The organism is Runella sp. R5_40 (assembly GCF_057652295.1).
Genome location: NZ_JBYFCH010000004.1, coordinates 254,694 through 266,786 on the forward strand (window position 1 = coordinate 254,694; position 12,093 = coordinate 266,786).

Annotated in this window: 13 protein-coding genes; 6 read left to right on the forward strand and 7 right to left on the reverse strand. The window is 42.9% G+C overall.

Features of this window, described 5'->3' with window-relative positions:
• Positions 1-126: 126 nt before the first annotated feature.
• Positions 127-1,356 carry a GDSL-type esterase/lipase family protein gene (locus AC23N5_RS10340; protein ID WP_487755507.1) on the reverse strand — a complete coding sequence of 410 codons (1,230 nt, stop codon included), beginning with the start codon at positions 1,354-1,356 and terminating at the stop codon, positions 127-129.
• 240 nt (positions 1,357-1,596) lie between these two features.
• Here AC23N5_RS10340 and AC23N5_RS10345 point away from each other — a divergent pair, with 240 nt between their 5' ends.
• Positions 1,597-2,508 carry an MBL fold metallo-hydrolase gene (locus tag AC23N5_RS10345; RefSeq protein ID WP_487755508.1) on the forward strand — a complete coding sequence of 304 codons (912 nt, stop codon included), beginning with the start codon at positions 1,597-1,599 and terminating at the stop codon, positions 2,506-2,508.
• 212 nt (positions 2,509-2,720) lie between these two features.
• The gene (locus tag AC23N5_RS10350; protein ID WP_487755509.1) at positions 2,721-3,260 is read left to right on the forward strand and encodes a DUF6580 family putative transport protein; all 540 of its coding nucleotides are present in this window, start codon (positions 2,721-2,723) and stop codon (positions 3,258-3,260) included.
• Between the two features lie 54 nt (positions 3,261-3,314).
• Here AC23N5_RS10350 and AC23N5_RS10355 read toward each other — a convergent pair whose 3' ends face one another.
• Positions 3,315-4,229: a 1-aminocyclopropane-1-carboxylate deaminase/D-cysteine desulfhydrase gene (locus AC23N5_RS10355; RefSeq protein ID WP_487755510.1), complete on the reverse strand. Its 915-nt coding sequence runs from the start codon at positions 4,227-4,229 to the stop codon at positions 3,315-3,317.
• 79 nt (positions 4,230-4,308) lie between these two features.
• Here AC23N5_RS10355 and AC23N5_RS10360 point away from each other — a divergent pair, with 79 nt between their 5' ends.
• Entirely contained in the window at positions 4,309-5,151 is an 843-nt protein-coding gene (locus AC23N5_RS10360; protein WP_487755511.1) for a hypothetical protein, read from the forward strand.
• A 2-nt stretch (positions 5,152-5,153) separates the two neighbouring features.
• On the opposite strand, the gene AC23N5_RS10365 is transcribed toward AC23N5_RS10360, so the two are convergent.
• A complete protein-coding gene (locus AC23N5_RS10365; protein WP_183972428.1) occupies positions 5,154-5,573 on the reverse strand; it encodes a DUF4783 domain-containing protein in 420 nt (139 codons plus the stop codon).
• 99 nt (positions 5,574-5,672) lie between these two features.
• Between AC23N5_RS10365 and AC23N5_RS10370 the strand changes: the two genes are divergently transcribed.
• The gene (locus AC23N5_RS10370; protein WP_122934342.1) at positions 5,673-6,170 is read left to right on the forward strand and encodes a phosphoribosyltransferase family protein; all 498 of its coding nucleotides are present in this window, start codon (positions 5,673-5,675) and stop codon (positions 6,168-6,170) included.
• 19 nt (positions 6,171-6,189) lie between these two features.
• On the opposite strand, the gene AC23N5_RS10375 is transcribed toward AC23N5_RS10370, so the two are convergent.
• The 3 genes from AC23N5_RS10375 to AC23N5_RS10385 all read right to left on the reverse strand — a co-directional run bounded on the left by AC23N5_RS10375 (position 6,190) and on the right by AC23N5_RS10385 (position 8,210).
• A complete protein-coding gene (locus AC23N5_RS10375; protein WP_028525734.1) occupies positions 6,190-6,510 on the reverse strand; it encodes a YbjQ family protein in 321 nt (106 codons plus the stop codon).
• Positions 6,511-6,650: 140 nt separating this feature from the next.
• Positions 6,651-7,418: an SDR family NAD(P)-dependent oxidoreductase gene (locus tag AC23N5_RS10380; protein WP_487755512.1), complete on the reverse strand. Its 768-nt coding sequence runs from the start codon at positions 7,416-7,418 to the stop codon at positions 6,651-6,653.
• Between the two features lie 33 nt (positions 7,419-7,451).
• Complete coding sequence (locus tag AC23N5_RS10385) at positions 7,452-8,210, reverse strand: SDR family NAD(P)-dependent oxidoreductase (protein WP_183972426.1); 759 nt, start codon at positions 8,208-8,210, stop codon at positions 7,452-7,454.
• A gap of 408 nt (positions 8,211-8,618) precedes the next feature.
• Here AC23N5_RS10385 and AC23N5_RS10390 point away from each other — a divergent pair, with 408 nt between their 5' ends.
• Positions 8,619-10,307: a sodium:solute symporter family protein gene (locus AC23N5_RS10390; protein WP_487755513.1), complete on the forward strand. Its 1,689-nt coding sequence runs from the start codon at positions 8,619-8,621 to the stop codon at positions 10,305-10,307.
• Here AC23N5_RS10390 and AC23N5_RS10395 read toward each other — a convergent pair.
• Positions 10,304-11,263 carry a zinc dependent phospholipase C family protein gene (locus AC23N5_RS10395; protein WP_221225589.1) on the reverse strand — a complete coding sequence of 320 codons (960 nt, stop codon included), beginning with the start codon at positions 11,261-11,263 and terminating at the stop codon, positions 10,304-10,306. The genes AC23N5_RS10390 and AC23N5_RS10395 overlap by 4 nt on opposite strands.
• 420 nt (positions 11,264-11,683) lie before the next feature.
• Between AC23N5_RS10395 and AC23N5_RS10400 the strand changes: the two genes are divergently transcribed.
• Positions 11,684-12,082, forward strand: coding sequence for a Dabb family protein (locus tag AC23N5_RS10400; RefSeq protein WP_028525739.1), 399 nt, complete (start codon positions 11,684-11,686; stop codon positions 12,080-12,082).
• Positions 12,083-12,093 lie beyond the last annotated feature (11 nt).

The following is a 12,093-nucleotide window of genomic DNA, read 5'->3' on the forward strand; positions in this document are numbered from 1 at the left end:
TTGCTCCAGAGGAGCCAAATCTTCATAGAAAGAAATAATTAGAAAATGTTTCGCCTCTCCGAGGCTGTTTTTTTAAAATGCTTTTAACCTGATTTTTCCCAATAACCAATCACAAATAGCCAATACCTACTTCAAAAGAGTTAATTGATAAGTAACTGGTTTAGGTTGGTTGGCAGTGGCAATTTGAGCTTCTAGCCACGTAATGAGGTAATTTTGCTCCTCCAATCCTTTTTTATGCCGCCCTTGCTCGTACGAACGAAAGCCCAAAATGTACGTTTGGTTCAAGGGGCGGTATTGGTAAAAAAAGAGTTCTTCCTTCTTAACAATGTTCTTTTTCAGTTCTTCGGCTTGGACAAAAGCAGGCCCTTGTCGAATAACAACACCCTCTTCCCATTGTTTTGCTGACGCTACCGCAATCACCTCATTTTCGGACGTTAGTGTGTAAAAACCTTTCTTCAGTCCTTTGATGCTCAGCTTTCGACCGTTATCAACCATGATGGCTTTGCCATCTTCTTGCGGGGCTGGCAAAGGAAAATACGTCTCTTTCACCACAAAACTTGTGGATTCTTTTGCTTGACTTAACAGTTGGGTGGGCACATTCGACTCCACCGTATTTTTAGATACGTCCAACGTAATACCTTCGTTTCGGTCGGTCCACCCCAGCCCTTTTTCCAAAAAAGTAGCCAAATGGTAATAGCCCGTCGCATTAAGGTGCACACCGTTTTCCGTAATCACGGACTGTTTACTTGCTTCCAAAATGGGTTTAAATACATTGATAAAACGCTTGCTACGGGCTTTGGCAATTTGCTCAATGACCGAACCATACGTCTCTAACGCACTGTTTTTTTGTGAAACACTTTCAGGAGGTGATACTAAGAGAGGTATGGGCGAAACCAGAATTGTTTTAGCCCCCAACTGGTCAATTTTATCAATGAGTTGATTAAGACCTTGTTTAAAACGTGGCAAGCCCTCCTCTCCTTCCTGTGCTTCGATGCCCCCATAGGCGACAAAAACCACCGTGGGCTTTGCCTCCGTTATCTGTTGCATCAAAAGCTCGTAGGGCGTTGGCGGCGTTGTTACGTAACTCCTCGCGTCACCAAACACATTGTCACCCGACCAACCAATGTTTCGGAAAGTCAAGTTTCGGTTGGGCCAGCGGGTCGTCAGGGCTAGTTCCAAATAACCAAATTGGACGTCGTTTTCAATCAACGAATTTCCCACAAAAAGTACCCTATCGCCATTCTCAAAAGCGAAGGGTGCCGTAAGGTCCGTTTTTGGTTGGGAAAAAACGTGGGTACAAAAACCAACAATAAATAGGAAACAATAAAAAGTAAGTGAATTAGACAGCTTACACATGGATAAAGGGTTTGTGAGGAAAGTGAATAAAACTCAATTTGTAGATAGTTGATTGGTTGGTGCGTTGGTTGGCAGGTTGAAGTTTAGCCTAACCTATTATAAAGAGTCACTTTTTGCCAAAAATTACCTACTTGGTCGCCTAGATTTTCAAAAAATGAAGAAAATTCTCCTTATTTATGACATTGTTTGGTAAATAGCTTCATTTACAATTAACAAATAACGGTCAACCGATTAGTACACATGATGAAATATTGGTTCTTCCAACTCCTTTTTGTCATTGCCGCAAACGCCCAGGAGCCATACGTGGTGGTATTGGGGACTGCACAAGACGGCGGTTATCCTCAAGCAGGTTGCAATAAAGCCTGTTGTAGAGCAGTTTGGGAAAAGAAATTGGCGTTTGAGGCCGTCTCTTGCATCGCCTTGGTAGATCCCAGTACGGGACAACGTTGGATTTTTGACGCTACCCCTGATTTCAAAATTCAACTTGAAGCGCTTAAAACCACTTCCCAAAATGCGAACAACGACTTGTCAGGAATTTTTCTGACCCATGCCCACATCGGACATTATACAGGACTAATGGATCTCGGTCGAGAAGTAATGGGTGCCAAATCCGTACCCGTTTACGCCATGCCCCGCATGAAAACTTACTTGGAATCAAATGGGCCGTGGAGCCAATTGGTACAACTGGAGAATATTAAACTTCAACCATTGCAAGAGGATATACTTATTGAACTAAATGACCGCCTAAAAGTAAGAGCATTTAGAGTGCCTCACCGTGATGAATTTTCAGAAACGGTCGGGTTTGAAATAATTGGCCCTCAAAAGCGACTGGTCTTTATACCCGACATCGACAAGTGGCAAAAATGGAACCAATCCCTCGAAACACTCGTCCAAAACGTTGACTATGCACTTTTGGACGGCACTTTCTACAAAGATGGCGAAATCAATCGTCCCATGAGTGAGGTTCCCCACCCTTTTGTTACTGAAACCATTTCCCTTTTGAAACACCTCCCAATATCCCAAAAAAAGAAAGTACATTTTATTCATTTAAACCATACCAATCCACTACTTCAACGAACGTCACCCGAATACCAAGAGATACTAAAAGACGGATTTCATGTAACGCATACCCAGCAATCCTTCAAACTGTAATTTCAGCCAAAAAGACGCCATAACAATCTATGGATTTTAGGGATTTATAAACTTTTTTAAGTATTAGTTCACTATTTGTCATTTTTTTTAGTGTTTTTTTGACACACTTCTTGCTATTTTCACAAATATCATTTTATCTTTACACCCAAGTTCAGAGAAATCTAAGAGCCAACAAAAAAAAACACGTATCGAGAGAACTTTTTACCTCAGTCATGAATTCAGTTTTTACGAGATTTAGTACAGTAGCTGTGCTGATTTTTTTAGCTACACTTTCTCGGATTTTACCTCATCCATTTAACTTTACTCCCATTGGAGCAATTGCCTTGTTTGGTGCTGCTCAGTTTAGTCGTAAAGTTTATGCTTTCATGATTCCGATGGTAGCCATGCTTTTGAGTGACGTACTCATTGGCTCACCTTCTCTCCCCACTTACGTTTCTTTTGTTATCATTTCCGCATTTGGTCTTTTCTTTTTGAAAAAAGTTACTTTTGGACGCGTTGTCGTGGCTAGTTTGGTAGCTTCTATTTCGTTCTTTTTAATTACGAATTTCTTTGTTTGGTTTCAAGGTTCAATGTATCCACAAACGTGGGCGGGTCTTGTAGCGTGCTATACTGCGGGTTTAGCATTTTACCAACAAACCTTTTGGGGAAATTTATTCCTCAACACCGTCATGGGTGACTTCTTTTACAATGCTGTTCTTTTTGGAAGTTACTACGGTATTCAACGATTGACATTCAAGCCTTCTATGGCGTAAAATATTTGTTTTCATGGCTGTTAATAGGTAGATAAATAGCCCCGATATTCGGGGCTATTTTCTTTTTATCGGAGGCAACAGTTCACTTCTTCCTTGTAAGCCTCCCGTATGCAAAACTACCATTTGGGTTCCTGGTTTAAAAAAACCTTCTTTCGCTAATTCCACCAGTCCATACATCATTTTAGCGGTATAAACTTGTTCAAGTGGTATGCCCGTCTGCGTTTCAAAGTCGCGGATAAAATCCAGCAGTGTGTCGTTCATTTTTCCATAACCTCCAAAGTGATATTTTTCTATCACCTTCAGACGTCCTGTGGGTTGGGGAATATGCGTCAAAATCAATTGCGCAGCCTCTTCTGACGAAATTTTCAAACTAGGAAAAACCAATACCTCGTTCTCAAAGGCAGATAGAATACCCGCTGCCGTTCCACCCGTGCCCAGCGCAGTACAGAAATAATCGATCTTTCCGCCAAGCTGATTTTTCACCTCTTCTACCATTTCGGCAACCCCTTGTACGGCCAACTGATTTGAGCCGCCTTCGGGAATCACAAAAGCATCTCTGCCATAAAAGTGGGCCAATGTTTCTTTATCTCGGTAGGCTGTTCGGCCTACAAAATGTAATTTCATCCCACACTTGGCCGCAAACTGCAACGTTGGGTTTGAGTCAGGACGAAGTTCTTCACCGCGAATGATACCGATGGTGTCAAAATCCAGCGCCTTCCCCGCAGCTGCTACGGCTGCGATGTGATTTGAAAATGCACCACCAAACGTAAGCAATGTTTGAAAGCCATTTTTTTCGGCCTCAATCAAATTATATTTTAGCTTCCGCCACTTATTTCCCGAAATGTAAGCATGAATTAAATCATCACGTTTGATGTAAACGCGTAAACCTAGCTCTATAAAAATAGGGGCTTCAACGATTTGAATAGGCGTTTGGGCGGTGTTCTCCCAAAATCTGACGACTTTACTCACAATAACAACTTCCTTTTTACGTACATTTGCTTAAATCAATACCCAAGTTTTATCAACTTTTATCATTCCCCAAACAACTATGAAAAAAATAATTTTGAGCCTGATGATGTTTGGCGTTGTTGGCGCTGCTTCAGCCCAAGAAACTCCCTCGGCAGATGCCATCCTTGACAAATACCTAGCTGCCATTGGCGGCAAAGAGGCCCTTTCCAAAATCGAAGACATTTCTATTAGTACCGTTGCCGAAACCCAACGTGGTTCGATGGAATCGGAAGTGAAATTTAAAAAAGGCAATAAATTCAGCAGCGTCATTTACATGATGGGCAATGAAGTAATGCGCCAAACTTGCGATGGAACAAAGGTAGCCATTACTTCTGGTTTTGGAGGTAATACCAACTCTCGTACCCTCGAAGGCAAAGACGCCGCAGGCGCCATTTTACAAGCTGCTCCATTTCCCGAATTACTTTATGCTGAATTTAACGTTCAAAAAACGGTGGTTGGTAAAGAAGCTGTCAATGGCAAAGATGCGTGGAAAGTGGAATTTGCCATTCCTGAGGGAAGAAAATGGAACGATTTCTTTGACGTAGAGACGGGTCTTAAAGTAAAAAGAGCTGGCTCGGGTGAAGGTCAAAGAGGCCCTCGTCCAGATGGTCAAGGCGGTGGTCAGCGTCCCGAAGGACAACGTCCTGAAGGTGGCGGTGGACAGGGTGGCCAAGGCGGCGGCCGTGGCGGTATGGGTGGTGGAATGATGGGCGGCGGAATGATGAACGCAGCCCTCAGCGACTACAAAGAAATCAAAGATGGCAATGGTGTTAAAATCCCTTACGTCCGCGAGCAAGGCAACGGACAGTTCTCTTCAAAAGCAGAAGTGACGTCGGTCAAAGTAAACAAAGGCATCAAAGACAACAACTTCGTGATTAAATAAAATCACTCTTTCTTAAAATGTAGCGTATTGATAAGGTATTCTTTTTCGGTGACTCTCATCAAAATATATACCTGAAACGAATTACCATTGAGTGCCTGATACGTTGCTGTACAATAACGAACTTTAGAAGCCGTCCCCTGAAAGCCATATTTAAAGTCTTTCGGGGGATATTTTTTAAAGAAGTTTTTCAAAATCAATTCTGCCTGCCCATCACGAACGCGCCGAAACTCAACGTGTTCGGCATCAATGACTAAGTCCAAATTTTTCTCAAAATGCACCGCAAGATTGTGGGCATTTCCGCTTTTTATCGAGCCTTTTATTTTTTCGGCGATTTCAAGCTCGCGGGCTGCCTTTTCGGCAATAAAGCCACTAAAAATACACCCAACTACTAACGTCAAGAAAATAATTTGCAGGGTTCTCATTGCGAAAGCGTAAATTTGTTTTTTGATTTCAATAAGTTCTTGGCTAAAATTGTGCCAAACTCGTTCGTCTCACAAAAAACAGATTATTCCTTTTTCGCTGTGCAGAATCCAATACTTTCACTCGACCAAACCCACCAAAAAATAAAGCGAATTGCGTTTGAAATTTACGAACGTAACCTCGAAGAAACCAACGTTGTCCTTGCTGGAATTGTGGGCGAAGGCTATACCATGGCTGGTCTTTTAACCAACTACCTGCGGGAGATTTCGCCTTTGAACATTACGTTGATGAAAATTGACCTAAACAAAGAGCAACCCCATACCAGCCCTGTCCATTTTGACATAGACAAAGAAGCACTGAACGGCAAAGTAATCATTGTGGTGGATGATGTGCTAAACACAGGTCGTACGCTAGCCTACAGTCTTTCTCCGTTTTTGGGTGTTTCTGTCAAACGGGTACAAGTAGCGGTCATGGTCAACCGGGCACATCACTCCTTTCCCATTTCGGCCGATTATGTCGGTTATGCCCTCAGCACTACCCTCAACGAGCACATTCGGGTTAAGCTTTCTGAGCCTGAAGCAGGCGTATATTTAAGTTAATAAGAGGGGTAGCCCCCTCTTATTCATAAATAATGGCAGTACCATTGGCGCTTACCATAAGCATGGTACCACTACCACCGATGGTTTGATAGTCTAAATCAACCCCAATGATGGCATTGGCGCCTAGGCGTTGGGCTTGTTCAATCATTTCTTTGAGGGCAATACTCTTCGCTTCGCGCAAGCCCTGTTCGTACGCCCCCGAGCGTCCGCCTACGATGTCACTAATGCCTGCAAAAAAGTCTTTTACAAAATTGGCACCTATGATGGCCTCGCCGTTGACCAAACCGATGTACTGAGTAATTTTTTTACCCTCAATGTTGTTGGTAGTTGTTATGAGCATATCAAAAGCGGTGAGAATGTTAAATATTGGGCACAATAGTAGTCATAATGGGATAAATCGGCGGTACAATCTAGGAACAACGGTCTTGGGAATGTACCAACGACTTAAAACCTCCATGAAAATATTGGGATATGTGCTTTCTAAATAGTCGTTCCTCCATCGACGGTATAAATGCCTCCTGTGCAGTATCCCGACGCATCCGAAGCTAAATACAAAACCAACGAAGCCACTTCTTCTACTGTCCCCATGCGGGCAATGGGCAATCGTTTTGTAAAATGCGCCAATGTTTTTTCATCTTGCCACAATGCCTGACTGAACTTTGTCTTGATAAGCCCTGGCGCGACCGCATTTACGCGAATTCCGTCGGCACCCCATTCTTTTGCCAATACTTTGGTAAGCATATTGATGGAGGCTTTACTCACGCTATAAATCCCCAAACCTGGGTCGGGCGTTTCGCCAGCAATGCTACTAATATTGATAATGCTCCCTCCGCCTCTCAGTTTCATGACGGGATAGACCATTTTAGATAGTTGAAAAGGTGCTTTTACGTTGATGTCCATGATTTTGTCGTAGGCATTGTCGGGGCAATCTACGGTGGGGCCATAATAAGGATTGGCCGCCGCGTTGTTTACCAAAATATCAATTCCGCCATACACTTCAACCGTTTTATCAAATAAGTGCTTTGTTTGTGCTTCGTCTCCCATTCTTGCCTCTATGGCCGTGACTTCGCCCCCCGTTTTACGAATGTCTTCCGCCAATTCGTCGAGGTCTGCTTGCCGCCTACTACTGATCACGACTTTTGCGCCAAATTGCGCCAAATACCGCGCGATTTGCTCGCCAATTCCTTTACTTGCTCCCGTAATGAGTGCTACTTTACCTGTCAATTGAAAAAGTTGGTTGTCAGCCATTTTGGTTGTTTCTTTAGTAATTGGTGAATGAAATTAGGCAGTTAAAAGTCCGCCATCGAGGACAAGGGTGTGCCCTGTCATAAACGATGATGAAGCCGAGGCTGCGTACAAAATTGCGTCAGCGATTTCTTCGGGTTTTCCAAATCGCTTCATCGGAATGGCATTCTGGAGTGCTTCTAGGTAATTGGTATCGTCGTTGATAATCGCATTTTCGAGCATGGGCGTCAACGTAAAGGCTGGGCAAATGGCATTGACCCGGATTCCGTGTTTGGCAAATTCGAGGGCAGCCGAACGCGTCATGCCTACTACGGCATGTTTACTGGCCGAATAACCAATGTGCCCCGCAAATCCACCCAAACCCGCCACCGACGCAATATTGACGATGTTGCCTCTTTTTTTACTCAAAAAATGGGGTAAAACGGCTTGCATACAATAAAAAAGGCCGTTCACGTTGACATCCAACACTTTTTGAAAGTCGTCAATCGGATATTTTTCGGTACGAGCGCGTGGCCCAACGACGCCCGCACTATTGACCAATACATCAATATTCCCAAAATAGGAAATACAATCGCTAATCATACGCTGTACATCTTCTACGTCGGTGACATCAATACGAGCAAAAGTCGCCGCGGCACCCATTCCCGTAAGTTCTTCCACGAGTTCGTCCCCTGCTTTTTCTGACAGGTCGGCAAGGAATAATTTAGCACCTTCACGAGCAAAAGCCAATGCCGCCGACCGCCCAATGCCAGAACATCCTCCCGTAATAATCACTACTTGATCTTTGAAATTCATTGAATGAAAAATAAGTTAAATTAAGGGTTTTTGAAAAAAGTATCGGTTGTTAAAACTAGGATTATGACGCTTTAAACATCTTTTTTGACTTTCTAGCTAATCTTTACCAGAAGCTCAAAGAATACACCTAATTTTACGGCACGCATTTTGGTTATTTTTTTGATGTAAAACAAATAATTCACCCATTCCCTTTTGCTACTCAAATTTCGCGCATTTGTATGATGGACTCCCAGCAACCTAACGAGACCGAAGGATTACCACCTTTCATTAAAAGTTGGCGCCAAATGTACCGCATTGTCATTGGTACCTTATTAGTACTTATAGTGCTTTTTTACGTAATGATGAAGTATTTCGAATAATATTCCCAGATTTCTAAACCTTTCACTTTCCACCTAATCCCTCCTGCCAATGAGTTTTATTGACTGGATTGTCTTAATTGGTACCCTCAGTTTTATTATTATTTACGGTATTTACCGAAGCCGTGGCAAGCAAAACATCGATGATTATCTTATTGCAGGTCAATCGCTGCCTTGGTACCACGTATGCTTTTCCGTAATGGCTACGCAAGCGAGTGCGATTACTTTTTTATCTGCCCCAGGCCAAGGCTTTGCCGACGGAATGCGCTTTGTTCAGTTTTATTTTGGGCTTCCACTGGCGATGGTCGTGCTAAGTATCACTTTTGTCCCTATTTTTCACCGACTCAAAGTGTTTACTGCCTACGAATTTCTCGAAACTAGGTTTGATGGTCGAGTTCGGATTTTTACCGTTATCCTATTTTTATTATCGCGCGGACTTTCAACGGGGCTTTCCATTTACGCTCCTTCCATCATTTTAGCCACTATTTTAGGCTGGGATTTAACTTGGACCAATATTTTGATGGGCTCGTTGGTACTTATTTATACCGTTACGGGCGGCACAAAAGCCATTTCTCACACCCACTTACAGCAAATGATTATTGTAACCATGGCCATGTTTGTGGCAGGTTACATGGTTGTTCATTTGTTGCCTAGTGACATTGGTTTTGTGGATGCGCTCAAGATTGCGGGGAAAGCAGGACGTCTTAACACCATTGATTTTCATTTTGACCCCAATAGCCGTTATAATATTTGGTCGGGTCTAATTGGAGGTTTCTTTTTGCAACTATCGTATTTTGGCACTGACCAATCGCAAGTAGGCCGCTACCTCACAGGTGAGTCCATCGGACAAAGTCGCATGGGTCTCGTCATGAATGGTTTGTTAAAAATCCCGATGCAATTCCTGATTTTGCTCGTTGGCGTGCTCGTTTTTGTCTATTATCAATACAATCCCGCCCCGTTGTTTTTTAACAAAGTAGAAACTGACAAACTCAGAAATAGCGAATACGCCGCCGATTACCAATCGTTGGAAGAGAAACATTCATTGGCCGTGAGCAGTCAACGGGCAGCCGTCGATGGTTTGGCCAAAGCATTGGATTCCAAAGACGAAACTTCGATTGCCCATTGGCAAGAAGCGTTGAAAGAATCGGACGATACCCAAAAGCAACTTAAAAAAGACGCGGTTTCCTTGATTAAGAAAAACAACCCAACCGCCGATACCAGCGATGTGAATTACGTATTCTTGCGATTCGTACTTGACCGCCTCCCCATTGGACTGATTGGTTTATTAATTGCCGTCATTTTTAGTGCGTCAATGGGCTCGATTGCCGCTGCCTACAACTCCTTGGCCTCTACCACGGTTGTAGATTTGTACAAACGCGTCTATAAAACCGATGCCAGTGACAATCATTATTTGATGGCCACCCGCATTTCTACCATCGGATGGGGTGTTTTCTGCATTTTTGTGGCGCAATATGCCAGCAAATTAGGAAGCATGATTGAGGCCGTTAATATTCTTGGTTCGCTTTTCTACGGCGTTATTTTAGGGATATTCTTGGTCGCGTTTTACTTCAAAAACATTGGTGGAAAAGCTACCTTTTGGGGAGCAATTGTGGCCGAAATCGGCGTAGTTCTGTGTTGGTGGTATGACTTAATGGCATTTTTATGGCTCAACGTCGTCGGATGCGTACTCGTCATTGCTTTTGCGTGGATAATTCAAAAAATTAAGCCTGCCAACGCCTAATTATCGCTCTCCGTTCTGACCGAAAATAGTCGCTTCAACCAGCCCATTTTTTCTTCTTTTTCTTCTTTTTTTGCTTGTTCGTCTAAGTCAAAATGAGAGAAATCAGAAAGGATGGGCTGGCCTGCATCCACCCAACACGTAAACCAAAAATCCGCCACCATTTTAACGGAAGCACGCATTTGCCGTTCAACTTGGCGGTTTAGCAGCTGGTGGTACCGTTCCGAAAATTCCCTCGAATAGGTCTTCACTATCACCCCATTACGATCTTCCAATACGTATTTCTGTTCAGGTCGAAATTTCGCCGACAACTCCCGCTCAAACCGTAAGACACTGTCCAATCCTGCATTGGCATTTCGGACGGCCTGCCAAGCGCGGTGGGCTACTTTGTGTTCGTACATAGCCGCACCCACAAACATATCATAACTTTCCCCGTACAATTCTGCCACCCTCGACTCCCAAAAAGCATGAATCCCTTCCTGACCCGTCATTTGTCCGTTGTAATTGCGGGTTGTGTGCAGGGGTACGTTGGCGTCGGCAATATAATGCCCCAAATCTGCCGCTACCCGTAAGATACGACGGGGATTTTTTTGACGAAATGCTTCCGTAAGCTGAAATTTGTATTGCTGGATTGCCCAAGGGACAGTACCATTGAGCGCCAGCGTATCTTCGCCGTATTTTTCAACCGCCTCTTTCCAATAATAAGGAAGTTTGTACAATGCGCTATCTCCATACGCCTCTGCGTCAATATAATGGCGTGGGGCCTCTCCCACTACGGCGTAGCGCCTTTTGTCGGGATTGACCGCATTTTCAGTCAGGTAGTTGATTTGTGTTTTGAAAAACACTTGCATTTCGGGAGGAAGGCTAAAAACCGCGAGACGGTTGATGCGCTGGTGCGCCCAAAAACCCCACTTTATTTTACCACAAAAGCCACCAATTGGGATATTCAGCAATAACAGAAGAAAAATTAGTGTAAATATTTTCCGAATTAAACATAGATTACAGGGGTACACTCCAAATTTTATTTGGTATTTGTTCTTTACACAAAAGTGTAATATCGTATTTTTTATCCTCAAAAACCGAAATAAAACCATTTTTGAACTGCAAAATGGCGTAAAGTAAGTTTTTGAATTAAGTAATTGGCTGAGTATTTTTTGCAGAATCATCGATTTAATCTTCAAATTTTTACTGAGACGCTGAATAAGGTTGTATCGTCACTTTTAATACAGTCGTAATTTGATTTGGCAAAAAGCAAAAAATACAGAATTGTTTATATTTTTAATAAAAAAAGTACAATTTTTAAATTTCGTTCGTTATCTTTGCATCGTATTCAAAATCAGACGTGAAAACTGAAGTTTAAAAATCAACTTATTACCAAAATGAACAAGAAGAAGTTTTTCGGATATATCAAACCAGTATTTGGCCTTTGTGTATTTATGCTCATCATTTACGGAGCCTACACGCCAAGTCAGAATGCAGAGATTCAAAAAATCGTTTGCATTAAGTTTAAAGCCGACGCAAGTGCCGCCGATATTGAGCGCCACATGAATGAATTTGCTCAGCTCCGCCGTGAGATTCACCAAATGGTTGCTTACTCAGGTGGTAAAACGTTGAGCGTGGCAGGAAGCTCAGAATATGATGCGATGCACTATCTTACTTTCCGCACAAAGGATGACATTTTGACGTTCCAAAATCACCCTAAATACCAAGAGTTTGTGAAAAACAACCAAGCATCTTGGGAAAAAGAATTGGTGATTGACGCAAGCATTGCTAAATAGTTTTTCTCAAA